The organism is Aliirhizobium smilacinae (genome assembly GCF_006335145.1).
Taxonomy (GTDB): Bacteria; Pseudomonadota; Alphaproteobacteria; order Rhizobiales; family Rhizobiaceae; genus Neorhizobium; species Neorhizobium smilacinae.
In genome coordinates, this window is record NZ_VDMN01000004.1 from 144,318 (window position 1) to 167,128 (window position 22,811).

Consider the following 22,811-nt stretch of genomic DNA (forward strand, 5'->3'; position numbering starts at 1 on the left):
GCCGCGTTCACGCTCCAACTGGCACGATTTTCGCTGAATGAAGCCTATCCACACGACTCCAAGGGGTATTCTGGATCATTATTGGACAGGAATAACGCATGAGAAACACGGCAACACAAGAAATCTTTAACTATTGGAACGGCTTAAGAGGAAGCCGGCCAGCCCCTCTGCGTTCCGAGATCGATCCGTCGGCCCTGCGCCGTTTCCTGCCACATCTGTTCATTGTCAACGCGACCCTCCCGGCCAACCCGACTTTCGCTCTTGCCGGTACACGGATATGTGAACTGTTCGATCGCGAACTTCGCGGCCTCGATTACGCATCCATGTGGCTTGGCACCGAAGACGAAACGCCGACGACGATTCTCAACCATGTTCTGTTCTACGAAAGGCCGGCGCTGCTGGATATCCGCCTGTCGCATGGCGAGGATGACTATGCCCACGATCTGCTTCTGATGCCGATGCGTTCGCAAGGGTACCGAAGCGACCGGGTTCTCGGAGCGCTTGTCCCGCGCCACAGCCAGCTTCCGTTCACCGCACTGCCGATACGGGGCCTTGCTTTCGAGGGCTGGGGCTTTGTCAAACCCGACGGCACACGACCGACCGTCAGCGCCGATAGCCACGTCTCTACCGCAATGCCAGCCACCTTCTTCCGCCGCCTTGTCGGCCAGAAATTCACCCAACCCGGACGTTAACATCGCGCGTTGGGACAACCATCTGTTAACTGCCTAATGTTATCTGTTTGGTTCAGTATCAGCCCAGAGCCAATCGTACCGATATGTTTTCCTTCCAGCCGGCACAGACCCAACCGACGCATGCGATCGCTGCCCAGCGTTCGTTTCAGCGCGTCACGGTCAATGTCGAAGGAAGACTGATGCTGGCCGATCACGAGGAATATCCCTGCTCGGTGGTAGACATGTCGCCCGGCGACGTAAGTTTCGTCTGCGCCGGGCAGCCGCGCCTGAACGAACGGGTCATCGCCTATCTCGACCACCTGGGACGCCTCGAAGGCACAGTGCTCAGCCTGTCGAACGACGGTTTCGTACTGTCGATCAATGCGACCGAACGCAAGCGCGAAAAGCTGGCGGCCCAGCTGACCTGGATCGCCAACAAGCACGAACTCGGCCTGCCGGAAGATCGGCGCCATGATCGTCTGACACCGCGCAACACCCTGACCGAACTGACGCTTGAAGACGGCAGCCGATATGCTTGCCGCCTGATGGACTTGTCCTTGTCCGGCGCCGCCGTCGATGTCGAGATCCGTCCGGCTCTCGGCACGCCTGTCCGGCTCGGCAGCATGCGTGGCCGCGTCGTGCGTCACTTCATGGAAGGCGTCGCAATCGAGTTCGCCTCGGTCCAGTCACGCGAAGCCCTGACCTCTTTCCTTTAAACCACCCGATCACCGATTCATCGACCAGCCGCTGCATCGCCGCGTCCGAAATCGGCACGGCATGAGCGGATTTTTTGCGTCCGCCTGTTCGAAAATCGGCCAGGGTCGAAAAAATGTATCTTTTCGGGATTTTTTTCGCGGTGGTTTTGACCATGTCACGGGCCGTTCTCACTCCATTTTCGACCTCCGCAAGCGCTGCCGCCGACACCGAACAGAGACAGACCGCCCCGGCTCCTTGCCCGCTCAGCCGCGACAGAGACGAACCGGCACCTCGAAAATCCAATGACTTACCCGCCGACTGATCGAATTCATCTCGAATTTTAGCTAAATTTGTCGCGAATTTTCTGCGCATTCGAGTCGAATACTGCGCGTGTTTTATTCGGTTTTTCTTCGAAATCGATTAGAATAAGCGTTTGATTTTACGACGCTATTTTGCGTTCACTCAAAATCTTTCCGGCACTGTCGCTCCAACCACGGGGAGACAGAAAAATGACGCTTCCGAAAAGACTTGCACAGGTACTCCTGACCGCCGCCATCGCGATCGCCGCCGCTACACCATCTTTCGCGATGCCGGCCGGAGCCATGCGCGTCATCGGCAAGGCCAGCCCGCCGATCGGCCACTACGAGTTCTGCAAGAACTATGCGAGCGAATGCAAGCCACTCAGGGGAGACGCCGGTCCGGCAGCGTTGACGGAAGACAAGTGGCGGACGCTGCTCGACGTCAACTACACGGTCAACACCGAGATCACCCCGATGACCGACCAGGAGCTCTATGGTGTAGAGGAATACTGGACCTACCCGACCACGGCCGGCGACTGCGAGGACTTCGTTCTTCTGAAGCGCAGAATGCTGATGCAGAAGGGTTTTGACGCATCGGACCTGTTGATTACCGTCGTGCTGCAGCCAAGCGGTGAAGGCCATGCCGTACTCACCGTGCGCACCGATCGTGGCGATTACGTCCTCGACAATATGCGCAACAAGGTCCTTCTCTGGACGGATACCGAATACACCTACCTGAAGCGTCAGGATAACGTTGATCCCTCCCGCTGGGTCAAGCTGCAGGATGGCCGTGCGATCGCTGTCGGCAGTGTCAGCCAGTAAGCAACCAACCACCGAATTCACCGAAAATTAACCTTGCCCGCGAGACTATCGCGGGCAGAGGCGTTTGGACCCCGTATCCTGTTCCGGTCCCGCATAACGACATCTGGACACGGGGCCAAGCCATGACACGCCGCGCCACAGCGCCGCCGCAGGAAGACCTGCCGCTGATTTCCGACCGGTTTCTGCTGTGCCTGACGCTCGCCGCCATCCTGCTCATACTGGTTACATTGGCGATAAGCATCGGTGGGCGCTGGCTCGGTCAGCGCATGGCGCTCGGCGGGCATTCCGAAAGTGGTGCGGCACTTGCCATCACGATTGGCGAGGACACGCTGCATATCCCCGAAAACACCATCCGATTTGCCGAGCAACGCCGTTCGGGTCCGGCTGAGCGGATAGATCTCTATCTCACCTGGCCCGGCCTGATGGGTTACAGCCAGGAATACCGTGACAGTTTCGACAATGCCGGGCGCCCGGACCTGCTGCTGTTCCTGCAGATTTCCCAAAGCACAATGTCGAAGGACATGTCGGGCCGCCTGGAGCCAATCTATAGCCAGCTCTTCGATGGCCCGGCCGAGTCGTTCGGCGATGGATTGACCCTTCACCACCTCAAGAACACCAGCGGTTACGGGTCGGAAGTGCTGCTGACGGCGGATCGTCCCGGCCAGCCGCCTTTCGCCGTGCGCTGCCTTCTTCCGGCAGCAGAGGAACGCGCCACCAGCGGCGACTGCCAGCGCGACATCCATGTCGGCCGCGATCTCAGCGTACTTTATCGATTCTCCAGCAGCCTTTTGAAGGACTGGGATCATATTGATGCCGCAGTTGCATCCTTTGTCGGCGCGCGGATTGATGCCACCGGCAGCAACCCCGCCCCGAAAGGCAACTAAAATGCTTCAAATCGAAGTAAGTGGCCGTTCATCATAAACCTCTTGGTAACGCTGATCTCCTAGATTGGTCCCCTAGCGATCTGGGGTGGGGGCACGTCCGGATCTATTGAAAAATGACAGAATCGATGAGTGCGGCAGTGTTGAAAACCATGTTCCCGGCGTCCCTTCCCAAGGGTGCAGTGAAAGTGCAGGCGAAACGTCTCGGATATCTCTTCGCAATAGCGTTGTCGTTGTCCGCTTTGGCTCAACCGGCGCGCGCGGAGCCCAAATATGCAGGCATCGTCGTCGATGCCAAGTCGGGCAAGGTGCTGTATGGCGAAGACCCTGATGGTCTGCGCTACCCCGCATCGCTCACCAAGATGATGACCCTTTACCTGACATTCGAAGCGCTTGAAGCAGGCCGCTTCAGCCTCGAATCGAAGGTGCCTGTGTCCGCACATGCTGCGAGCGAGCCACCGTCGAAGCTCGGCGTCCGCGCCGGCGGCAGCATCTCTGTCGACGACGCCATTCGCGCGCTTGTCACCCGTTCGGCAAACGACATGGCGACGGCGCTCGGCGAATATGTCGGCGGCTCCGAAGCACGCTTCGCGCAGTTGATGACCAACAAGGCTCGTGCGCTCGGCATGACCCGCACGACCTATCGCAACGCCAACGGCCTGCCGAATACTGCGCAGATGACGACGGCCCGCGACCAGGCCCGCCTCGGCATCGCGCTGCGTCAGCACTTTCCGCAATATTACGGTTATTTCAGCATCCGTTCCTTCCAGTTCGGCAAGCAGACAATCGGCAATCACAATCGCCTCGTCGGCACCGTCAAGGGCGTGGACGGCATCAAGACCGGTTACACGCGCGCTGCCGGCAGCAACCTTGCCACCTCGGCGCAGTTCGATGGACGTTCGATCGTCGCAGTCGTTCTCGGCGGACGTTCGAGTGCCGCCCGTGACGCCACGATGCGCAAACTGGTTGCCGAATATCTTCCCAAAGCCTCCCGCGGCGGTAATTCCAACCTGATCGCCCAGACGGCACCGGCCGCTCCCGCGACACCCGTGCCGCGTACTCCGGCCGTCACTGCCGAAGTTTCCGAAGGCCGTCAGGTCGCAGCGCTCGATCTGCCCAATAGCGGTCCGCTTCCGGATGCACGTTACGAACAGCGCGAACAGCGCCCGACGGCTCCGCTCGCCGTGCCCAAAATGGCTTCAGCGTCCGCCTATGCCGGTGAAAGCGCTCAGAGCAAGTCGGCAACCCAGGCTCTCGCAGCACTCACCCCTCCGGCATCCGTGCCGAAGCGGGAAGCAGCGTCCAGCAAGCGCGATCTGCCATCCGAGCCCGTCGATCAGGTCACCACGGCTTCGACCCGCGCAAGCACATCGACTTCGGTCACATCCGGCTGGGTCATTCAGATTGGCGTCTCTCCGAGCGAGAAGATGGCCTTCGATCTCCTGCAGAATGCGCAGGATAAAGGCGGCAAGGTATTGCGTTCCGCCAAACCATTCACGGTCGCCTTCAGCAACAAGGGCGAACAGATCTACCGCGCACGTTTTGGTGGTTTCGACGACCAGAAGACCGCGGTCGATGCCTGCAACGTTCTGAAGAAAAAGGGCGTAGGCTGCTGGGCATCCATGCAGTGAGGGCGGGGCGCGAGCCCTTCCTCGACACCGCATCGGAAACGGTGCGGCGAAATCTCGAATTGTAATGTGTAAACGGGGTTTCCGATGGGAATGAATGAAAATAGCGCCAATTTCGGAACGGCCCATCTGTCCCGGGCCAAGGGTGTGGCACTCAATCCGCTTCACGAAGCGGCGATGCGGCTTGCAGGCCTTGGCCTGACCCGCTCGAAGGAAAAGACGAGGGATCTGGTCTCGCTTCTGCTCAGCCATGGCGCACGCGCCTGGCGTCAGGCTCAGCCCGAGGCCGGCATCCATCTGCATGTAGCAGCCCATTCCGGCCGCGCACCGGTGCGGATGAAGCTTCCGCCCAAGACGATCGCTTAAAGCAGACCCAGATCCGAGAGTTCGCGGCGCAGGTCTTCGGGAAGCGCCGCGACATCGTCGCCCAGCGCACCGAGATCGCGCGGCGTCTCTTCGTCCTTCAGATACCGCCAGCCCTGAAACGGCCGCTTCGGCTGCGATGCGGTTTCGATCACTTCGGGACCGAGAACCAGCTCGCATCTCTGGATGCCGTCGGCACCTTTGACAGTGCGCAGATCGAGCAGCTTCTGCCGGGCGGAAACCTGCCCCTTGATTACCCAGTAAAGCGAACCGCCATCGAGCAGTTCGTCCACCCGCTTCGGCACCATGCGGGTCGTGTGGATGCTGTGCGGCTCCAGGCCGACAGCCATGGCGGTCAGCGACCGCTCCGATACCCAATCCCTGAGATCCTGGATACTGTCCGCGCCGACGCAAAGCTTGATGAGATGAAGAGCCATGACTGGCTTGAAGACCCGTAAGTCCCGCCAGTCAAGTCAAAACCCGATCGGGTCCACAGAGACGCGCGGAATCAGCATTCCACCACGTTGACGGCAAGCCCGCCCGTGGAGGTCTCCTTGTATTTCTCGCTCATGTCGTTGCCGGTCTGGCGCATCGTCTCGATACAGGCGTCGAGCGGCACGAAATGCGTTCCGTCGCCCTTGAGGGCAAGCGACGCCGCAGTGACCGCCTTCACCGCGCCCAGCGCATTGCGCTCGATGCAGGGTACCTGGACGAGGCCGGCAATCGGATCGCAGGTCATGCCGAGATGGTGCTCCAGCGCGATCTCGGCTGCGTTCTCGATCTGCTCCGCCGAACCGCCCATCACTGCGGCCAGCCCGGCAGCAGCCATGGCGGCCGCAGAACCAACCTCGCCTTGGCAGCCGACTTCGGCGCCGGAAATCGAGGCATTGTGCTTGATGATGCCGCCGATCGCGGCGGCCGTCAGCAGGAACTCGCGAATGTCGTCCTTCGTCGCGTCCTCGTGGAAATGCAGGAAATATTTCAGCGTCGCCGGTATGACGCCGGCCGCCCCGTTGGTCGGTGCCGTCACGACGCGACCACCGCCGGCATTTTCCTCGTTCACCGCCATCGCGTAAACGGAAAGCCAGTCGTTCGCCAAAAGAGGATTTGGCCGGTTGCTGCGCCATTCCTCGTTGAGACGATCATGGATGGCCCTCGCCCGCCGCTTGACCTTCAGCCCGCCCGGCATGATGCCGTCGACCTTCAGGCCGCGATCGATGCAGCCGTTCATCGCCTCCCATATGGCGTCGATACCGTCATCGAGCGCCTGCGTGTCTGTCCGCGTCAGTTCGTTGGCCCGCTTCATCTGGGCAATCGAAAGACCAGCGCCATGCGACATGTCGAGCATCTGCCTGGCGGTCGAAAATGGATAGGGCACACGCTCGCCACCGGCCGCATCCTTCGTCGCGCGCATCGCCGCAAGCTCCGTATCGGTCACGACGAAACCGCCGCCGATCGAATAATAGATGCGCTTCAGGAGCAGCCTTCCGTCCTTGTCGAGCGCCGAAAAGCTCATGCCGTTGGCATGACCCGGCAGCGGCTGCTTCTTGTCGAAGACCAGGTCCGTCTTCGGCTGGAAATCATAGGCGGGGTGACCGGGTGGCGTCACGCGTCCGGTCCGCTCAACCTCGTCGATGATCGCGTCCATCCGGTCGGGATCGACCGTGTTCGGCGCTTCGCCCATCAGGCCGAGAATGACCGCCCTGCCCGTTCCATGACCGATCCCGGTAAAGGCGAGCGATCCGTGCAGCGATGCGGACAGGCCCGCGACATGCGCACCGGCGGGGCGCGGCCAGTCGTCGGACAGAATGAGTTCGAGAAACCGGTTCGCAGCCGACATAGGCCCCATCGTATGGGAGCTCGAAGGACCGATGCCGATCTTGAAAACGTCGAATACGGATAGAAACATGGAAGTTCAACAATCCAGATATTGGCTGCGCGAATAAGGTCGATTTCAGCCTATGTCATATGAGTGTGCCGTCATGTTGACGCTCCGACACCCTATTGGACAACAACGACATCACGCGCGGATCTCATATGCGACCTCGTCCGCAGATGCGCAAGTCCGCACAAACTGTTGTACCGGAATGGTTGGTCCTCTTGCCGCCGACGCCGAAACAACGCAAAAGTTCGGCGATACGATTTCGGCTCCCGGCAGTTTCCCATGATTCTTGCAGATTACATCGCGCTCGCCCTCTTCGCCGTTTTGTGGGCGGCTTACTCCTGGTTCTCAGCGGGTTCGGGAGGAAAATTTCTTCCTCGGCAGAGCCTTAACCAGGCCATGGTCGAGCGCAGGCATCGCTGGATCTACAATTCGCTAAAGCGCGAGTTGCGGATGATCGATACGCAGATCTTCGCCGGATTGCAGAATGGTACCGCCTTCTTTGCCACGTCGTCGATCTTCGCGTTGGGCAGCTGCTTCGCGCTTCTCGGCTCGACCGACAAGGTGAATGCGGTCTTCTCCCATTTGCCCTACGTTCCTTATGGCGGGCAAGCGGTCTTCGAAATGAAGGTTGGTGGACTGGCCTTCCTTCTCGGCCACGCTTTCTTCAAGTTCGGCTGGGCCTACCGGCTGTTCAACTACTGCACGATCCTTTTTGGCGGACTGCCAATGACCAGGGAGGCCGAAGCCGACCCCGAGACTGCACGCCGGGCTGCCGATCACGTCATCCGGATGAACATGATTGCCGCAAAACACTTCAATTCCGGCCTAAGGACACTTTTTCTGTCGATCGGCTATCTCGGATGGTTCGCCGGGCCCTATGTGTTCATGGCAACGACGGTGATCATCATCGTCGCGCTGGTCCGCCGCCAGTATTTTTCCGAGGCGCGGCTCGCCATCATGGATGACGACTAAGGATTTAAAGTAGAGTGACTTCAGCCGACACCCCCACGCAGCCGACAGGCGAGCGCCCGCCGCGCATACTGCTGATCGATACGTTTCGCGGCATAGCGCTGATCGCCATGGCGACCTATCATTTCACCTGGGATCTCGAGTTTTTCGGCTATGTCGATCCCGGCACGGCCACCCAGGGCTTCTTCCGGCTTTATGCACGGGCAATCGCCAGTTCGTTCCTGTTTCTCGCCGGCGTCAGCCTCGTGCTGGCGCATGGCCGCGGCATTCGCTGGCATTCGTTCGGCAAGCGACTGGCCATCGTTGCCGGCGCCGCAATCGCCATCAGCGTCGCCACGCTTTTCGCCTTTCCGCAGGAATGGATCTATTTCGGCATCCTGCACAATATCGCCTTGTCGAGCCTGATCGGCCTCGCCTTCCTAAGGGCACCTCTGGGGATCGCCTTCGCAATACCGATCCTGATCGTCGCAGGCATGATTATCGACGCCACGGTCATGCCCGGTATCCTGCAGTCCCCCCTGTTCGATACACGCTGGCTGGCCTGGATCGGATTTTCAGAATTCCCGCCACGCTCGAATGATTACGTGCCGCTGTTTCCATGGCTCGCTGCCTTGCTGACCGGGATAGCCATCACACGCCTCGCCATTATACGCGGCTGGACGGGGCGATTGGCCGAACTGCAGCGCAACGACACGATACTCGCCAAGGCGGGTCGCAACAGCCTGATCGTCTATCTGGTACACCAGCCGATTCTGCTCGCGCTCGTCTATCTGTTCTCGCTGATCTCGCCGGCTCCTGCACCCGATCCCCGGCTGGTCTACATGAACAGTTGCCAGCCGAGCTGCCTGCGCGAAACAGGAGATGCGGCGCTCTGCCAGCGGTTCTGCGGCTGCACGGCAGACAAGTTGATCGGTGAGCAGCTGATGACACCGCTGCAGAGCGGTACGATCAGCGCGCAGGACAATCGTATCCAGATCATGGCGCAGGAATGCTCGATCAGCGCCGGGCAGCCTTGACGGCCCTCAGGTACCGACGCCGATTTCCGCCAGGCGTGTAAGGCAGGCCTCTTCGACATTGTCGAGTTCTGCAAGCGTTTCGTCGATATCCTTGCGCTTCTGGCGAAGCTCGTCGCGCTTCTCGTCGACGCGTTTCATCAGCAGCTTGAGCTGCCCCATTTCACCGGGCGGCTCGCGATAGACATGGATGATCTCGCGGATTTCGGAGATCGTGAAACCGATGCGGCGGCCGCGAAGAATCTCCTGAAGAAGGCGTCGGTCCGTGGCCCGGAACAGACGTGTCCGTCCGCGCCGTTCGGGATGAAGCAGACCTTCGTCCTCATAGAATCGAAGCGTGCGTGTCGAAACGCCGAATTCGCGGGTCAGCTCGGTAATGCTATAATATTTGTCCACGTCGGTTCCCTGCTGTGGTTCGCGAAAATAATTGACTTTTACGTAACAGTCAAACCGCGCCTATTTCAGCAGCCACAGGGTCGCAAGACCGAGGAAACTCATGAACCCGGTCATATCCGTGATGGCGGTGACGAACACGGCCGACGACACGGCGGGATCGGTTCCCGCCTTGTTAAGCAGGATCGGGATCATCATGCCGGCCATGGCGGCTGCGAACATGTTGATGATCATCGCCGAGGCGATCACCATTCCAAGGTGGTAATCCGCAAACCACCAGCCCGCCACCGACCCGACGACGGTTCCGAACAGTGCACCGTTGATCAGGCCGACACCGGCCTCGCGGCGCACGACGCGCCATGAATTGTGGATGTCGAGGTCGCGGGTGGCAAGCGCCCGCACCGTCACCGTCATCGTCTGCGAGCCGGCATTGCCGCCCATGCCGGCCACGATAGGCATGAGGATGGCGAGCGCCACGATCTCCTCGATCGTCGCCTCGAACAGCCCGATGACAGATGCCGACAGGAAAGCGGTGACGAGATTGACCATCAGCCATGGCACGCGCGACCGCGACGTATCCTTGACTGTATCGGACAGTTCTTCGTCACCGACACCGGAAAGACGACGAAAATCCTCTTCCGCCTCTTCCTGGATCACGTCGACCACGTCGTCGATGGTCAAGACGCCGACGAGGCGACCATTGTCGTCGACGACGGCGGCGGACAGAAGGTCGTACTGCTCGAAGATCTGGGCAGCCTCTTCCTGGTCCATGTCGGCCGGGATCGGATGGCTCGTGTCGCGCATGATCGTTTCGATCCGAACCTGCCGCTTGGTCCGCAGTATCCGGTCGAGATCGATGATGCCGAGCAGCCGGAACGTCGGGTCGATAACAAAAATCTGCGAAAAGCTCTCTGGCAGGTTCTCCTCGTCACGCAGGTAGTCGATCGTCTGCCCGACCGTCCAGAATGGCGGCACGGCGACGAATTCCGTCTGCATGCGCCGGCCGGCGGAGCTTTCCGGATAATCCAGAGCCCGCCGGAGACGCACCCGCTCGGTAAACGGCAGCTGCGCCAGAATTTCTTCCCGGTCCTGATGATCGAGATCTTCCAGAATGTAGACGGCATCGTCCGAATCGAGGTCACCGATCGCCGCCGCGATCTGCGCGTTCGGCATCTGGTCGACGATCTCCATACGGATGGCTTCGTCGACTTCGGTAAGGGCCGTGAGGTCGAAATCCTTGCCGAGCAGTTTGACCAGCGCATGGCGCTGATCGGGAAGGATAGATTCGAGCAGGTCGCCGAGTTCGGATTCGTGCAGCTTCGCAACGTTCTGGCGAAGGAAGAGTACGTCACGATCGGCAATGGCCGCACCGACGCGTGCCAGGAAGTCCGACCGGATCGATCCGCTTTCGGAATAGATGTCGTGCCCTTCGCCGCCGACTTTCCGGTCGATGAGGGTGTCGTTCTGGTTATCACTCATCAACCGCCCTCGCCTTGCACGATTGCCGCTGCCATGACAGCGACCGAAAACATATAGTCAACAATCAGATAGCATGAAAGACTGAAGCAATTTTATCGACAGCCGCAATGCGGCTTTCGGCTCGTATTTCGTCAGGGGTGGCATATCTGCCGCCACGCCGCAGAAAGAGAACCGCCATGACCATCCGCACCATTCTGAACTATCCCGATCCGGGCCTTTCGAAGCCTTGTGCGCCGGTCACTCGATTCGACGACCAACTGGCAGTGCTGGCACAGGACCTGCTCGAAACGATGCGCGCCGCCCCCGGCGTCGGCATAACCGCCGCCCATATCGGCATCTTCCAGCGCCTTTTCGTGCTGGAACTCTCGGCTGCACAGGGGCCGCTTTATTACGTCAATGCGGAAATCCTGTCGGCGAGTGAAGAAACGATTCGTCACACGGAAGGCAGCGTTTCCATGCCCGGAGCAACCGACGAGGTCGAGCGTCCGCGGAGTGTTCGGGTGCGATATCAGGATTTGCAAGGCACAGTGATCGAGGAGGATGCGCAGGATTTCCATGCTGTCTGCATCCAGCACGAAATCGATCAGCTGGACGGCATTTTCTGGCTTCGCCGCCTGTCGCGGTTGAAGCGCGAACGGCTCGCGCGCCGGTGGCAGAAGGAAAAATGAGTTTTCGGGAGAACCGAGCAGGTTCTGGCGCGTTATACGCTCATGGTTCAACGAGGAGAAAGACCATGACGGAAATATCCAAGATCGATGGCAAAGACCTTGGTAGCGAAGTGGCGGCACGCCTCGCATCGCTGCCGGATGTCGACGCTTCTGCAATAGAAGCTCATGTCGAAGGCAGCAAGGTCGTGCTGGAGGGCGCGGTGGACAACATCATGTCCGCACGCAAAGTCATTTTGGCAACGGAAACCATGGACGGCGTCCACGACGTGGAAAACCATCTGACCCTGACCGGCAACAAAAACAACACGCAGAACTGAGCGCGACCACCAAGGTCCCCGACACTGACGCAACAAAGCCAAGGAGGCCTTGATGTCACCGAAAAAGGATATCGACGACATTTCGCGCGAAGAGGACTTTCGCGATTACGACGATCGAAACATTGATGACGGCTGGCCTTATGCGGACAAGCCGGGCGAAGCCTCCGGCCCCGTCGACAATGCCGAATATGGTAACTCGAACCCGAATACCGAAACGGATCGCAATCCGGGCTTTCTCGTCGACGAAGCGGGTTTCGACGGCCTTGAACCACCACAGCGCGACAGTCTGCGCCCCGGCACGGTCGGCCTCGAAGACTCGGACGATCTTGAGGAACGCATCACTGATGCAATCGACGGGCTCGGGATCGTCGACATGGACCTGATCGACATCCATGTTGACCGCAACAACGTCACGATCGAAGGTCAGGTGGACGATGCAACGACTTCACACCGGATCATCACCGCGACGCAGACGGTCACGGGCGTCGGCCGCATCACCAATCACCTGCGCCTCGCCGGCGTAGACAGCCGCATTCCGGACAGTGACTGAGCCGGTCAACCGATGGAAAGAGAAATGGCCGGGGGCGTCTTCAGCGTATTGCTGACGGTGCAGATTTCCTCGGCCATATGAACGATCTGATGACGCTCGCCTTCCGAAAGATTGCCATCGATCCTGATCTTCACGATAAAACGTTCGACCCGATAGGGCTCCTCTGCAGACTTTTCACCTGTCACTTCAGCCGATGCGCCATCGAAACGGTCTAGAAGAGCAAGCTTGCTGGCAGCGATTCGGGCGGAGAGAACAAGGCAGGCCGAAAGCGAGGCGAACATCAGGTCGAGCGGATTGAAACCCTCTTCCGATGCGCCGGTGACGACACCGATGCGACCGCCTGTCCGGCTTGTCACCTCTGGGTGACCATTTCGCGCAACCTCAGCGACGGCTCCGATCGGGCGCTTCTTTATCTTCAGATCAACCATTGACTACGCCTTCTCGATCACCGTCGGCCCGAAAATTTCTTCGAAGGCCTGACGCAGCCGGATATCGACATCCTCCATCATCACGAGCATTCCGAGATCCACGAGGCTCGTCACCCCGTAGGACGTGACGCCGCAAGGAACGATGCCTGAAAAATGCGAGAGGTCGGGATCGACATTTAACGACAGCCCGTGAAAGCTCACCCAGCGGCGCAGGCGAATGCCGAAGGCCGCGATCTTGTCTTCCGCCATGCTTCCATCCGGCAACCTTGGCTTTTCCGGCCTCTGAACCCAGACGCCGACTCGGTCTTCGCGGCGCTCTCCGCGAACATTCATCAGTTCAAGCGTCTGGATGACCAGTTGCTCCAGTGCAGCGACATAGGCCCGCACGTCCTGGCGGCGTCGTTTCAGGTCGAGCATCACATAAGCGACCCTTTGTCCGGGGCCGTGATACGTATATTCGCCGCCGCGGCCGGTGTCGTGGACCGGGAAACGGTCGGGCTCTATCAGGTCCGCAGCATTGGCGCTTGTGCCGGCCGTGTAGAGCGGCGGGTGCTCGAGCAGCCAGACGAGTTCATCCGCCTTGCCGTCGGCAATTGCGGAGACCTCGCGCTCCATGGTCGCCAGCGCCTCTTCATAGGGCACGGGACAGTCGCAGATGCGCCAGCGCACCGGCGCACAGTCCGCCGCAGGGAACATCAGGTGGTCAAGATCGGTTCGTGTCTGCATGACAGCCTTCTGACAAGAAGATTGGTGGTTTGCAAGGCGCCTGTCCGGCCCGCAAAACAAGGGCTTTAGGGAAACTGTCCACAGGCCGGCCTGTGGACTTCGAATTTATCCTTCAAAAAACTGTCACGACGCACTTGTGCAGCCAGAATCCATTTGCTAGATGCTGCGTCGCCGGAGCAATTCGGCTCTACCACGATGCGGTCGTGGCGGAATTGGTAGACGCGCAGCGTTGAGGTCGCTGTGGGGCAACCCGTGGAAGTTCGAGTCTTCTCGACCGCACCAAAAGAACCCGGCTTCGGCCGGGTTTTTTGTTTTCTGGCAATAGCTTACTTGCCGCAATGCCCGTATGGAAATTCATCGCAGGGCATCTGGATCGGCAAGTCGATTTGCGACAGCAGCAATCGATTTCAGGCGTTACGCGACCCTTCGACGGCCAGCGACTGGATAACCAGACGACAGTTCTCGTTGCCCTGAGGAAGCAGCGTGATGGGATCGACCAGACCGGCGCTGACACCGATTGCATTAGCTGCAGCCCATCCCCAGTTGTCCTGAGCATATCGGAGCAGCCCTGGCCCTTCGACCGAGATACACGCCTTGCCGGCTTCGACAAGTTCCTGCGAGGGCACGCCTTGCAGGCGCTCCGAAAGTTCAGCCTGAAGCGGCGTCACGACAAAGATGGCGAACAGATAGCTGATGAATTCCGACAACGACATCTCCTGGGTTCAGACAGGCAGATAGGGACGCCGGATACGCTGTGCCAGTAGGCACACGCGCAATCACGCCCTCGTCTCAGGCTTGAACCCCACTTGCGGCTATGGTTGAACACTGCAGCCCCATAAGAGTGTTGCCCATGTCCGATTCTTCCCCGCAAAATCCGATCAAGGGCATGGCGATCATGGCGGCCTGCATGGTCGTCCTGCCGATGATGGACGCGATCGCCAAATACATGGCGACCTTCGAGACCATGTCGCCGGGTCAGGTAACCTTTTATCGGTTCTTCTTCCAGTTTCTGGCGCTGCTGCCGATCGCCTTTTTCGTTCCCGGCGCGATCCGTGGAGGCAAGCGCCCCTGGATGAACCTGTTGCGCGGCGCGCTGCATGCCGCCGCCAGCCTGATGTTCTTCATGGCGGTCAAATACATGCCGCTCGCCGATGTCTTCGCCATCTATTTCGTCGAGCCCTTCATGCTGACGATGATGTCGGCGCTGTTTCTCGGCGAAAAGGTCGGTTGGCGACGGTGGCTCGCCATTGCCATCGGTTTCGGCGGCGCGATGATCGTCATCCAGCCGAGTTACGAAATCTTCGGCTGGACGGCGCTGCTGCCGGTCCTGTGCGCCTTTCTCTACACGCTCTACCTGTTCCTCAACCGCGCGATCGGCGATGCCGATTCGCCGCTGACGATGCAGTTCGTCGCCGGTGTCGGCGGAACCCTGTTCATGACGGCAGGGCTGTTTGCCGGGCACTTCATCTATCCGGTGGAGTTCGAGGCCTCGCTGCCCTCATCCGGCCTTGGACTGGTTTTGCTGATCATCCTCGGCAGCCTGTCCGGATACGTGCACCTGCTGGTGGTCCGCGCCTTTCGCATGGCGCCTTTGTCGTTGCTCGCGCCCTTCCAGTATTTCGAGATTATTTCGGCGACGGTGCTGGGTTATCTCCTGTTTGCCGACTTCCCCACGGCATCGAAATGGCTCGGGATCGCCATCATCGTCGCCTCCGGCCTGTTCATCATCTGGCGCGAACGTGCCAGGGTGAAACAGATTTCGGCCGAACCGCCGCTTGGCTAGTCTTCGTTAACCGCCCTTATTGTCGGCCTCTCAACTTCTCCAAATTAAGAGCAATATCAGTTTCATGATGAAACGGAGAAAGAGATGAGCGGTACCCGCTTTTCTTTTCCGGCATGTATTATCGCCGGAAAGGGCCGCATAGACAGGCACGACCTGTTGATTCTGCGAAAATACGCCTTTACGAACGGAATCCGTGGTTACGACGACGCGCTGCTTCTTCTGGCTTTGAACGACATGTGTCCGGCCCATTGTGAAGAATGGCCGGCCTATTTCGTCGAGCAGATGACCGCATTCATCGTCGATACAGCGGCACCCAAAGGCCGGTTGGACGCTGCGAAATCCGCGTGGCTGATCCGCGCGCTGGCACTCGACGGCCGTGTCGAGCATCCGCTGCAGCTGGAAACCCTTCTGCATGCGATAGAACGCGCCGACAGTTGCCCGGACATCCTGCTTGCCTTCGCGCTCGACCAGTTGCGCCACAGGCTTATGGACCCACTGGAAACGTCGTATGGCATCCCGGCACCTCGCCATGCGGGTATCACCGCCGATGACATGGCCTATATCTGGCGGCTGCTCAGATGCCGGATTGATAGTGGCCGTCTCTTCATTTCGGCGCTGGAAGCCTCCAGCCTCGCGATGATAGACGATGTCGTACGGCATCGGGATAACCATCCGGGCTGGCAGGAGGTTATGGACAATGTTGCGGGCCAGGAGCGTCATGGCGAAAACCTTCGCTCTCACCCATGGCTGCTGACCGGCAATAGTGCCGTGACGTGGGACGAGCGTGTGGCCTGAGCGGGTAATTTTATCCGCAAACGGTTGACATGAGCGGGCCAAAACAGTCCAAGAGCGCATGCAAACGTCAAATCCCACGCTCCCGTTCGGTTACTCTCCCGTTCCCGCGGGAAAGCTCGCCAACATGGTCACCTGCCTCGAAATGTTCGAGCGCCCGGCCGCCCGGCCCTTGCCTCCGGCAAGCGGCCTGCGGGTCGAACGCTGGGCAGCGCCTTCGGTGGAGGACTATCGCGATCTGTACCGACGGGTCGGTGAAGAATGGCTGTGGATCTCGCGGCTTGTGATGCCGGATGCCGAGCTGGAAGCGATTCTGACCGATCCGCTGATCGAGGTCTATGTGCTGACTGACGGCGAACGCCGGCTAGGGCTTCTGGAACTCGATTTCCGCGAAGAGGGCGAATGCGAGATCGCCTTTTTCGGCGTCGTCTCGGAAGCGATCGGCAACGGCTCTGGGCGTGTCGTGATGAATGCCGCGATCGAGAATGCCTGGTCGAGGCCGATCAGCCGGTTCTGGGTGCATACCTGCAATTTCGATCATCCGGCAGCGCTCGCCTTTTATCAGCGCTCCGGTTTCAGGCCCTATTCCTTCATGGTCGAAATCTGCGACGATCCCCGGATCGATGGCCGCATGTCGCGCGATCTCGCACCGCATGTTCCGATCATAGAACCCCGCTGATCGAAGCGTGATCGGCATCTGTCGTTTTGCGGCATGCCGCATCGGGTTCCGGCTTGAGCCGGATCGCCCGAGCGTGCAAAAGTCCGCGCAGATTCTAATTCAGTAACAACACTTTTCGAATTGCCAATCCAAGGAGAGACACGATGGATGTCCGCGCCGCTGTAGCCGTTCAGGCAGGAAAACCGCTGGAAGTGATGACGGTCCAGCTCGACGGCCCGCGTGCCGGCGAGGTGCTGATCGAGGTCAAGGCGACCGGCATTTGCCATACCGACGACTTCACCCTCTCGGGCGCCGATCCGGAAGGCCTGTTCCCGGCGATCCTCGGCCATGAGGGTGCGGGCATCGTCGTCGATGTCGGCCCCGGCGTCACGTCGGTGAAGAAGGGCGATCACGTCATTCCGCTCTACACGCCGGAATGCCGCGAGTGCTATTCCTGCACCAGCCGCAAGACCAATCTCTGCACCTCGATCCGAGCAACGCAGGGCCAGGGCGTCATGCCCGACGGCACGTCGCGCTTCTCGATCGGCAAGGACAAGATCCACCATTACATGGGCTGCTCGACCTTCGCCAACTTCACGGTCCTGCCGGAGATCGCGGTGGCCAAGGTCAATCCGGACGCGCCGTTCGACAAGATCTGCTATATCGGCTGTGGCGTGACGACAGGCATCGGTGCGGTGATCAACACCGCCAAGGTAGAGATCGGCTCGACTGCGATCGTTTTCGGCCTCGGCGGTATCGGCCTCAACGTGCTGCAGGGCCTGCGCCTTGCCGGTGCCGACATGATCATCGGCGTCGATATCAACAATGACCGCAAGGAATGGGGCGAAAAGTTCGGCATGACTCACTTCGTCAATCCGAAGGAAGTCGGCGACGATATCGTTCCCTATCTGGTCAACATGACCAAGCGCCATGGCGACCTGATCGGCGGTGCGGATTACACGTTCGACTGCACCGGCAACACCAAGGTCATGCGCCAGGCGCTGGAATCCTCGCATCGCGGCTGGGGCAAGTCGGTGATCATCGGCGTTGCCGGTGCCGGCCAGGAAATCTCGACGCGTCCGTTCCAGCTGGTCACCGGCCGCAACTGGATGGGCACGGCCTTCGGCGGCGCCCGCGGGCGTACCGACGTGCCGAAGATCGTCGACTGGTACATGGAGGGCAAGATCCAGATCGACCCGATGATCACCCACACCATGCCGCTCGACGACATCAACAAGGGTTTTGAGCTGATGCATTCGGGCGAAAGCATCCGCGGCGTGGTGGTCTATTGACCACCGTTCCAACCTACATCGTCGACGTGCGGAGACTCGAAGAGTTCTCCGCACTCGACCTTTATGCGATGTTGAAAATGCGGGTCGACGTTTTCGTCGTCGAGCAGGAGTGCCCGTACCCGGAACTCGACGGCAATGACCCCGACTGCCTGCATCTTCGGTTGCTGGACGGCGACGACCTGCTCGCCTGTGCCCGCCTCTGGCGCCCGACGCCGGATCACCTGCCCCGCATCGGCCGCGTGGCAGTCTCGCCGAACCACCGCGGAAAACATCTTGGCGAAGCGCTGATGCGCGAGGCGATTACCGAGTGCGAGAAAGCCTATCCCGGCGAGGCGATCGAGATTTCCGCCCAGGCTCATCTGCAGAAATTCTATGGCTCGCTCGGGTTTGAGCGAACGTCGGAAGAATATCTCGAGGACGACATTCCGCACGTGGATATGGTGCGGCCGATTTCGAATTAGCCGCAGAACGGCATCTCTGGCTTTGGCGCCACAAGATTGATAGAATCGAATACGCTAACACTGGAGCATCTATAGATGTCTGCCGTCTCATTGAACAAGAAACAGCAGGAACTTATCGACCGGCTCGTTCTTACGGGACGGTACGGCGGCGCAAACGAAATCGTCGCTGCCGGGCTGCGGCTGGTGGAAGAACGTGAAGCTCAAGCAGCCAAATTTCTGACCGATCTGGAGGCTGAAATCGACATTGGCCTGATCAGCGGGGACGCCATGCCGATGGAGACCGCCGAGGAATTGGTCGCCGATTTTCGCCAAAACCGGTAGGCTGTAAGTGGGCACTATTCTTCGCCGACCTCAATTCATCCGGGATCTGCGCGATACCTGGCTTTTTATCGCCAGAGACAGTGAGGTGAATGCTGACAGATTCATATTCGCACTGGAGAAGCGATATATGATGCTGGCGGACAATCCTTCACTCGGAGCGAAGTGATTTCCAAAATATCCGACGACGCGCATCTTCAGTTATCGGAACTATCTCATCATCTATACGCCGTTGCCAGATGGTGCCGGTATCGAACTGATACGCCTTCTTCACGCGGCCAGAGATTATCATCGGTATTTTGACGACTGACGCATAAAGCAAGGAATCCTAAAAAGCCTTACCTTGCATTTCCCTTTGCCCAATCTATCATCCGAACCGGGAAGTAGAGAGAGAGGAAGTCAGCATGTACAAATTCGAAGTCTACAAGGATAAGGCAGGCGAATACCGTTTCCGGTTCAAGGCCTCCAATGGCCAGAACATGTTTTCGTCGGAAGGTTATTCGGCCAAGGCATCCGCGCTGGCGGCGATCGAATCCATCAAGAAAAACGCACCCGCTGCAAATATCGACGATCAGACGACTGCAACGGTTTAATGTGCTAATTCGCCTTCCTGCTCGTTGGAACAAGCAAGAAAGCGAATACCGTTGATTTATGTCGATGCCGATGCCTGCCCGGTAAAGCCGGAAATCCTCAAGGTCGCGGAACGCCACGGCCTTGAGGTGACGTTTGTTGCCAATTCCGGCCTGCGCCCTTCCCGTGATCCGATGGTCAAGAATATCATCGTTTCCGGTGCCTTCGACGCCGCGGATGACTGGATCGCCGAGCGCGCCACGACCGGCGATATCGTCGTAACCGCCGACGTGCCGCTTGCGGGGCGCTGCGTGGCGGCAGGCGCGTTCGTCACGGGTCCGACCGGCCGCCTGTTCGACAAGACCAATATCGGCATGGCGACCGCGATGCGTGATCTTGGCGCTCATCTGCGCGAGACGGGCGAAAGCAAGGGATATAATGCCGCCTTCTCGCCGAGGGATCGCTCGGCATTTCTGGAAACTCTCGACCGGCTTTGCCGCAGGGCAAAATCGACCGGCTGAGCGATATGGATCAATCGAAATATGGCAAGGACTGACGGCGGCGACCGAAAACGGCATTGGCGTCATCACCGCCATGGCCCCTTCTTTGCAGCGGCAATTGCGTCGATCGTTACCCTGCCCGTTCTGATCGTCGTATTACCAGAAGTCGCCGCAGCTCTGACGGCAATCGTCTTCTTCGTCATCTATCTTGCCATGATCGGCTTGCGCATTCGCCATCTCGATGCCGACAAGCTGGAAGCGAGCGGCCAGAACACCGATGAGCCTGCGCCGATCATTCTGGCGGTCACCTTGCTTGCAGCGGTCGCGGCACTCGTCACCCTGTTCGAAGCGCTGAATCAGAAACAGCCGTCGGGTCTGCTGGATGTGGCGGTCGGTTTTGCCGCCGTCATTCTTGGATGGTTTTCGATCCACACGATGTTCTCGCTGCATTACGCCCATCTCTACTGGCGCCCCGGCGACAAGGATGATGGCATATCGGTCGGCGGGCTGGATTTTCCCCAGACGGATCGGCCGGGTGCCTGGGACTTTCTCTATTTCGGTTACGTCATCGGCATGACGGCGCAGACCTCGGATGTCGCGATCACCTCCACCGACATGCGCAAAATCAATCTGCTGCATTCGGTCGTGTCTTTCTTTTTCAACACCGTACTGGTAGCCGCTGCGGTCAACGCCATCGTCTCGCTGGCGACCTGAAGCCTTTAAGCCTCGATCCCGAAAGGACCACCCCATGAAGATCATTTCACAGAACACTGCCTTCGGTGGGATGCAGGGTGTTTTCGCCCACGACTCGGACGCCTGCAAAGGTGAGATGACCTTCGCCGTCTTCGTGCCGCCCCAGGCAATCCAGGAACCCCGCCCTGTTCTCTGGTACCTTTCGGGCCTCACATGCACGCATGCGAATGTCATGGAAAAAGGCGAATATCGCCGGCTTGCTGCGGAACTCGGCCTCATCATCGTCTGCCCGGATACGAGCCCGCGTGGCAACGACGTGCCGGACGAACTGACCAACTGGCAGATGGGCAAGGGTGCAGGCTTTTATCTCGACGCCACCGAAAAACCCTGGGCCGAGAACTACCAGATGTACACCTACATCACCGAAGAACTGCCCGCGCTTGTCAGCGAACAGTTCCGCGTCGATATGGGCAGGCAGGGGATTTTCGGCCATTCGATGGGCGGCCATGGTGCCATGACCATTGCTCTGAAGAACCCGGACCGTTTCAAGAGCTGCTCCGCTTTTGCACCGATCGTCGAGCCATCGACCGCCGACTGGTCAGAACCTGCACTTGAAAAATATCTCGGCGCCGACAAGGCCGCCTGGCGCCAGTATGATGCGTGCGCACTGGTAAAGGATGGCGCACGCTTTCCGGAATTTCTGATCGATCAGGGCAAGGCCGACGGTTTTCTGGAAACCGGTCTGCGCCCATGGCTGTTCGAGGAAGCGGTAAAGGGTACCGATATCGGCCTGACGCTCAGAATGCATGAGCGTTACGACCATTCCTATTACTTCATCTCCACCTTCATGGACGATCACCTCCGCTGGCATGGCGAGCGGCTTGGTTGATCTGAAAGATGGATGAAGCCGGCGACCCGCCGGCTTCAAGCTATTTGCGATTTTCAGATCTTCTTGCGGTTATCGACCGAGAACGCGCCTGCGCCCGCAAAGAAAAGATAGATGAAGACGAAAGAGAACAGGATGGCGGCTTCGCCATTGTTCAGTGCCGGCCAAAAACCCTTGGACGCATGCGCCATGAAATAGGCGACCGCCATCTGGCCGGAGAGGATGAACGCCACCGGTCGGGTGAGGAAACCGATCGTGATCAGTATTCCGCCGACGAACTCCAGCAGCGCTGCGGTCAGCAACAGCGGCGACAGGTGGTCACCGCCCTGAGCCGCCGGGAAAGAAAAAAGCTTCATCGTGCCGTGCTCGAGAAAGAGCAGACCGGTCATGATTCTTAAGGCAGCCAGGCCATAGTCCCGGTAAGCTGCCAGACGATCGAAAAGTGCCATAGGTGTATTCCCATAAAAGCGTTGCACGGCAGCGATAGTGGGGATCTCGTACTGCCAAAAGTCAATTCTATGGCATTACACGAAAATTGCAGGAATCAGGCGATCGTAGAGACTTTTCAGCGTCTGACGCTCTCGGCATATGCGGTGATCGTGGTCGCTCTATGCGGATTGGTCAGGCGAAATTCCGAAGCAATCTGGCTGGCAATCTTTTCGGCGAGCGAATCGGCAGCTCCCTGCTCGGCGAAAGCAAACGAGGTCGCTTCGAACGATCCCTCTGCCACCGGCTCTCCTGATGTAACGGAAACCGCCTTGACCGTCACCCTTGCAGAATATCGATAACCGAACAGAACGGGCGATGGTCGCGCCTCGCCGATCCTGACCGTCAGGATCGTCCGCGGCAGAATGATCGAACGCGTGGTCGCCTGGATCGCGGTATCGATCAGCAGATCGGTGCGTGTGATGAGATCACGCGAGACATCGGGTTGCGCCGTCACGAAAGCACCCCTTATGTCGTAGAGCATGTGCTCCGACACGTCGCCATTCACCGGCATGCGGAAGCCTGTCAGCATCAGCATGGTCAGCGGCAGGATGGCGATACGGAACGGACGGAGAGACATGCAG

Annotated in this window: 31 protein-coding genes and 1 tRNA gene; 23 read left to right on the plus strand and 9 right to left on the minus strand. The window is 59.2% G+C overall.

The features are described from left to right. Positions 1 to 98: 98 nt before the first annotated feature. From FHP24_RS18590 to FHP24_RS18615, 6 genes are all read left to right on the plus strand, one after another. Positions 99 to 692, plus strand: a complete 594-nt coding sequence (locus FHP24_RS18590) for a PAS domain-containing protein (RefSeq protein ID WP_139677735.1) — start codon at positions 99 to 101, stop codon at positions 690 to 692. An 83-nt stretch (positions 693 to 775) separates the two neighbouring features. Further along, positions 776 to 1,387, plus strand: a complete 612-nt coding sequence (locus tag FHP24_RS18595; protein WP_139677736.1) for a PilZ domain-containing protein — start codon at positions 776 to 778, stop codon at positions 1,385 to 1,387. Between the two features lie 489 nt (positions 1,388 to 1,876). Beyond that, positions 1,877 to 2,488 (plus strand): transglutaminase-like cysteine peptidase, encoded by a 612-nt coding sequence (locus tag FHP24_RS18600; protein ID WP_139677737.1) that lies wholly within the window; start codon positions 1,877 to 1,879, stop codon positions 2,486 to 2,488. 122 nt (positions 2,489 to 2,610) lie between these two features. Further along, a complete protein-coding gene (locus tag FHP24_RS18605) occupies positions 2,611 to 3,372 on the plus strand; it encodes a hypothetical protein (RefSeq protein ID WP_139677738.1) in 762 nt (253 codons plus the stop codon). A 113-nt stretch (positions 3,373 to 3,485) separates the two neighbouring features. After that, a complete protein-coding gene (locus tag FHP24_RS18610; RefSeq protein WP_394344644.1) occupies positions 3,486 to 5,000 on the plus strand; it encodes a serine hydrolase in 1,515 nt (504 codons plus the stop codon). Between the two features lie 84 nt (positions 5,001 to 5,084). Further along, a complete protein-coding gene (locus tag FHP24_RS18615; protein ID WP_139677739.1) occupies positions 5,085 to 5,363 on the plus strand; it encodes a hypothetical protein in 279 nt (92 codons plus the stop codon). Here FHP24_RS18615 and FHP24_RS18620 read toward each other — a convergent pair. Together FHP24_RS18620 and FHP24_RS18625 are read right to left on the minus strand one after the other, a co-directional pair. Continuing rightward, positions 5,360 to 5,797 (minus strand): DUF1489 family protein, encoded by a 438-nt coding sequence (locus FHP24_RS18620; protein WP_139677740.1) that lies wholly within the window; start codon positions 5,795 to 5,797, stop codon positions 5,360 to 5,362. The two genes, FHP24_RS18615 and FHP24_RS18620, sit on opposite strands and share 4 nt — an antisense overlap. Positions 5,798 to 5,868: 71 nt before the next feature. After that, a complete protein-coding gene (locus FHP24_RS18625) occupies positions 5,869 to 7,269 on the minus strand; it encodes an L-serine ammonia-lyase (RefSeq protein WP_139677741.1) in 1,401 nt (466 codons plus the stop codon). Positions 7,270 to 7,524: 255 nt separating this feature from the next. On the opposite strand from FHP24_RS18625, the gene FHP24_RS18630 reads away from it, so the two are divergent. Beyond that, a complete protein-coding gene (locus FHP24_RS18630; RefSeq protein WP_139677742.1) occupies positions 7,525 to 8,217 on the plus strand; it encodes a DUF599 domain-containing protein in 693 nt (230 codons plus the stop codon). A gap of 14 nt (positions 8,218 to 8,231) precedes the next feature. Beyond that, the gene (locus FHP24_RS18635; RefSeq protein ID WP_246091834.1) at positions 8,232 to 9,230 is read left to right on the plus strand and encodes a DUF1624 domain-containing protein; all 999 of its coding nucleotides are present in this window, start codon (positions 8,232 to 8,234) and stop codon (positions 9,228 to 9,230) included. A gap of 6 nt (positions 9,231 to 9,236) precedes the next feature. On the opposite strand, the gene FHP24_RS18640 is transcribed toward FHP24_RS18635, so the two are convergent. Further along, entirely contained in the window at positions 9,237 to 9,623 is a 387-nt protein-coding gene (locus FHP24_RS18640) for a MerR family transcriptional regulator (protein ID WP_139677743.1), read from the minus strand. Between the two features lie 60 nt (positions 9,624 to 9,683). After that, positions 9,684 to 11,099, minus strand: a complete 1,416-nt coding sequence (gene mgtE / locus FHP24_RS18645; protein ID WP_139677744.1) for a magnesium transporter — start codon at positions 11,097 to 11,099, stop codon at positions 9,684 to 9,686. Between the two features lie 176 nt (positions 11,100 to 11,275). Here mgtE and FHP24_RS18650 point away from each other — a divergent pair, with 176 nt between their 5' ends. From FHP24_RS18650 to FHP24_RS18660, 3 genes are all read left to right on the plus strand, one after another. Next, complete coding sequence (locus FHP24_RS18650) at positions 11,276 to 11,767, plus strand: peptide deformylase (RefSeq protein WP_139677745.1); 492 nt, start codon at positions 11,276 to 11,278, stop codon at positions 11,765 to 11,767. 65 nt (positions 11,768 to 11,832) lie between these two features. After that, the gene (locus tag FHP24_RS18655; RefSeq protein ID WP_180356052.1) at positions 11,833 to 12,084 is read left to right on the plus strand and encodes a BON domain-containing protein; all 252 of its coding nucleotides are present in this window, start codon (positions 11,833 to 11,835) and stop codon (positions 12,082 to 12,084) included. A gap of 52 nt (positions 12,085 to 12,136) precedes the next feature. Beyond that, positions 12,137 to 12,634: a BON domain-containing protein gene (locus FHP24_RS18660; protein WP_139677747.1), complete on the plus strand. Its 498-nt coding sequence runs from the start codon at positions 12,137 to 12,139 to the stop codon at positions 12,632 to 12,634. Positions 12,635 to 12,639: 5 nt separating this feature from the next. Here FHP24_RS18660 and FHP24_RS18665 read toward each other — a convergent pair whose 3' ends face one another. Then, positions 12,640 to 13,062 (minus strand): OsmC family protein, encoded by a 423-nt coding sequence (locus FHP24_RS18665; RefSeq protein WP_139677748.1) that lies wholly within the window; start codon positions 13,060 to 13,062, stop codon positions 12,640 to 12,642. Positions 13,063 to 13,065: 3 nt separating this feature from the next. Beyond that, positions 13,066 to 13,788, minus strand: a complete 723-nt coding sequence (lipB, locus tag FHP24_RS18670; protein WP_139677749.1) for a lipoyl(octanoyl) transferase LipB — start codon at positions 13,786 to 13,788, stop codon at positions 13,066 to 13,068. 197 nt (positions 13,789 to 13,985) lie between these two features. Between lipB and FHP24_RS18675 the strand changes: the two genes are divergently transcribed. Further along, positions 13,986 to 14,070: transfer RNA gene (locus FHP24_RS18675), tRNA-Leu, on the plus strand. A gap of 125 nt (positions 14,071 to 14,195) precedes the next feature. On the opposite strand, the gene FHP24_RS18680 is transcribed toward FHP24_RS18675, so the two are convergent. Next, entirely contained in the window at positions 14,196 to 14,495 is a 300-nt protein-coding gene (locus FHP24_RS18680; protein ID WP_139677750.1) for a hypothetical protein, read from the minus strand. A 143-nt stretch (positions 14,496 to 14,638) separates the two neighbouring features. Here FHP24_RS18680 and FHP24_RS18685 point away from each other — a divergent pair, with 143 nt between their 5' ends. From FHP24_RS18685 to fghA, 11 genes are all read left to right on the plus strand, one after another. Then, on the plus strand, positions 14,639 to 15,571 hold the full coding sequence (locus FHP24_RS18685) for a DMT family transporter (RefSeq protein ID WP_180356053.1): 933 nt from the start codon (positions 14,639 to 14,641) through the stop codon (positions 15,569 to 15,571). 84 nt (positions 15,572 to 15,655) lie between these two features. Beyond that, entirely contained in the window at positions 15,656 to 16,366 is a 711-nt protein-coding gene (locus FHP24_RS18690; protein ID WP_139677751.1) for a hypothetical protein, read from the plus strand. A gap of 58 nt (positions 16,367 to 16,424) precedes the next feature. Continuing rightward, the gene (locus FHP24_RS18695) at positions 16,425 to 17,042 is read left to right on the plus strand and encodes a GNAT family N-acetyltransferase (RefSeq protein ID WP_139677752.1); all 618 of its coding nucleotides are present in this window, start codon (positions 16,425 to 16,427) and stop codon (positions 17,040 to 17,042) included. Between the two features lie 143 nt (positions 17,043 to 17,185). Next, positions 17,186 to 18,313: an S-(hydroxymethyl)glutathione dehydrogenase/class III alcohol dehydrogenase gene (locus tag FHP24_RS18700; protein ID WP_139677753.1), complete on the plus strand. Its 1,128-nt coding sequence runs from the start codon at positions 17,186 to 17,188 to the stop codon at positions 18,311 to 18,313. Beyond that, a complete protein-coding gene (locus tag FHP24_RS18705) occupies positions 18,310 to 18,774 on the plus strand; it encodes a GNAT family N-acetyltransferase (RefSeq protein ID WP_246091835.1) in 465 nt (154 codons plus the stop codon). The genes FHP24_RS18700 and FHP24_RS18705 overlap by 4 nt, the downstream gene beginning before the upstream one ends. A gap of 75 nt (positions 18,775 to 18,849) precedes the next feature. Beyond that, positions 18,850 to 19,095 (plus strand): type II toxin-antitoxin system ParD family antitoxin, encoded by a 246-nt coding sequence (locus tag FHP24_RS18710; protein ID WP_139677754.1) that lies wholly within the window; start codon positions 18,850 to 18,852, stop codon positions 19,093 to 19,095. Positions 19,096 to 19,102: 7 nt separating this feature from the next. After that, a complete protein-coding gene (locus tag FHP24_RS29435; protein ID WP_139677755.1) occupies positions 19,103 to 19,261 on the plus strand; it encodes a type II toxin-antitoxin system RelE/ParE family toxin in 159 nt (52 codons plus the stop codon). Positions 19,262 to 19,496: 235 nt separating this feature from the next. Continuing rightward, positions 19,497 to 19,685 carry a YegP family protein gene (locus FHP24_RS18720; RefSeq protein WP_139677756.1) on the plus strand — a complete coding sequence of 63 codons (189 nt, stop codon included), beginning with the start codon at positions 19,497 to 19,499 and terminating at the stop codon, positions 19,683 to 19,685. 51 nt (positions 19,686 to 19,736) lie between these two features. Further along, positions 19,737 to 20,183, plus strand: a complete 447-nt coding sequence (locus tag FHP24_RS18725; protein WP_139677757.1) for a YaiI/YqxD family protein — start codon at positions 19,737 to 19,739, stop codon at positions 20,181 to 20,183. 21 nt (positions 20,184 to 20,204) lie between these two features. After that, positions 20,205 to 20,876, plus strand: a complete 672-nt coding sequence (locus FHP24_RS18730; RefSeq protein ID WP_139677758.1) for a DUF1345 domain-containing protein — start codon at positions 20,205 to 20,207, stop codon at positions 20,874 to 20,876. A 34-nt stretch (positions 20,877 to 20,910) separates the two neighbouring features. Further along, positions 20,911 to 21,744, plus strand: coding sequence for an S-formylglutathione hydrolase (gene fghA / locus FHP24_RS18735; protein WP_139677759.1), 834 nt, complete (start codon positions 20,911 to 20,913; stop codon positions 21,742 to 21,744). Between the two features lie 53 nt (positions 21,745 to 21,797). Here fghA and FHP24_RS18740 read toward each other — a convergent pair whose 3' ends face one another. Continuing rightward, entirely contained in the window at positions 21,798 to 22,190 is a 393-nt protein-coding gene (locus FHP24_RS18740) for a DoxX family protein (protein WP_139677760.1), read from the minus strand. Between the two features lie 116 nt (positions 22,191 to 22,306). Continuing rightward, on the minus strand, positions 22,307 to 22,807 hold the full coding sequence (locus tag FHP24_RS18745; RefSeq protein ID WP_139677761.1) for a hypothetical protein: 501 nt from the start codon (positions 22,805 to 22,807) through the stop codon (positions 22,307 to 22,309). Positions 22,808 to 22,811 lie beyond the last annotated feature (4 nt).

Bases quoted from the DNA above. Each gene is read 5' to 3' on its own strand.
- FHP24_RS18590 (WP_139677735.1), top strand. From the start codon at position 99: ATGAGAAACACGGCAACACAAGAAATCTTTAACTATTGGAACGGCTTA.
- FHP24_RS18595 (WP_139677736.1), top strand. From the start codon at position 776: ATGTTTTCCTTCCAGCCGGCACAGACCCAACCGACGCATGCGATCGCT.
- FHP24_RS18600 (WP_139677737.1), top strand. From the start codon at position 1,877: ATGACGCTTCCGAAAAGACTTGCACAGGTACTCCTGACCGCCGCCATC.
- FHP24_RS18605 (WP_139677738.1), top strand. From the start codon at position 2,611: ATGACACGCCGCGCCACAGCGCCGCCGCAGGAAGACCTGCCGCTGATT.
- FHP24_RS18610 (WP_394344644.1), top strand. From the start codon at position 3,486: ATGACAGAATCGATGAGTGCGGCAGTGTTGAAAACCATGTTCCCGGCG.
- FHP24_RS18615 (WP_139677739.1), top strand. From the start codon at position 5,085: ATGGGAATGAATGAAAATAGCGCCAATTTCGGAACGGCCCATCTGTCC.
- FHP24_RS18620 (WP_139677740.1), bottom strand. From the start codon at position 5,797: ATGGCTCTTCATCTCATCAAGCTTTGCGTCGGCGCGGACAGTATCCAG.
- FHP24_RS18625 (WP_139677741.1), bottom strand. From the start codon at position 7,269: ATGTTTCTATCCGTATTCGACGTTTTCAAGATCGGCATCGGTCCTTCG.
- FHP24_RS18630 (WP_139677742.1), top strand. From the start codon at position 7,525: ATGATTCTTGCAGATTACATCGCGCTCGCCCTCTTCGCCGTTTTGTGG.
- mgtE (WP_139677744.1), bottom strand. From the start codon at position 11,099: ATGAGTGATAACCAGAACGACACCCTCATCGACCGGAAAGTCGGCGGC.
- FHP24_RS18650 (WP_139677745.1), top strand. From the start codon at position 11,276: ATGACCATCCGCACCATTCTGAACTATCCCGATCCGGGCCTTTCGAAG.
- FHP24_RS18655 (WP_180356052.1), top strand. From the start codon at position 11,833: ATGACGGAAATATCCAAGATCGATGGCAAAGACCTTGGTAGCGAAGTG.
- FHP24_RS18660 (WP_139677747.1), top strand. From the start codon at position 12,137: ATGTCACCGAAAAAGGATATCGACGACATTTCGCGCGAAGAGGACTTT.
- FHP24_RS18665 (WP_139677748.1), bottom strand. From the start codon at position 13,062: ATGGTTGATCTGAAGATAAAGAAGCGCCCGATCGGAGCCGTCGCTGAG.
- lipB (WP_139677749.1), bottom strand. From the start codon at position 13,788: ATGCAGACACGAACCGATCTTGACCACCTGATGTTCCCTGCGGCGGAC.
- FHP24_RS18685 (WP_180356053.1), top strand. From the start codon at position 14,639: ATGTCCGATTCTTCCCCGCAAAATCCGATCAAGGGCATGGCGATCATG.
- FHP24_RS18690 (WP_139677751.1), top strand. From the start codon at position 15,656: ATGAGCGGTACCCGCTTTTCTTTTCCGGCATGTATTATCGCCGGAAAG.
- FHP24_RS18695 (WP_139677752.1), top strand. From the start codon at position 16,425: ATGCAAACGTCAAATCCCACGCTCCCGTTCGGTTACTCTCCCGTTCCC.
- FHP24_RS18700 (WP_139677753.1), top strand. From the start codon at position 17,186: ATGGATGTCCGCGCCGCTGTAGCCGTTCAGGCAGGAAAACCGCTGGAA.
- FHP24_RS18710 (WP_139677754.1), top strand. From the start codon at position 18,850: ATGTCTGCCGTCTCATTGAACAAGAAACAGCAGGAACTTATCGACCGG.
- FHP24_RS18720 (WP_139677756.1), top strand. From the start codon at position 19,497: ATGTACAAATTCGAAGTCTACAAGGATAAGGCAGGCGAATACCGTTTC.
- FHP24_RS18730 (WP_139677758.1), top strand. From the start codon at position 20,205: ATGGCAAGGACTGACGGCGGCGACCGAAAACGGCATTGGCGTCATCAC.
- fghA (WP_139677759.1), top strand. From the start codon at position 20,911: ATGAAGATCATTTCACAGAACACTGCCTTCGGTGGGATGCAGGGTGTT.
- FHP24_RS18740 (WP_139677760.1), bottom strand. From the start codon at position 22,190: ATGGCACTTTTCGATCGTCTGGCAGCTTACCGGGACTATGGCCTGGCT.
- FHP24_RS18745 (WP_139677761.1), bottom strand. From the start codon at position 22,807: ATGTCTCTCCGTCCGTTCCGTATCGCCATCCTGCCGCTGACCATGCTG.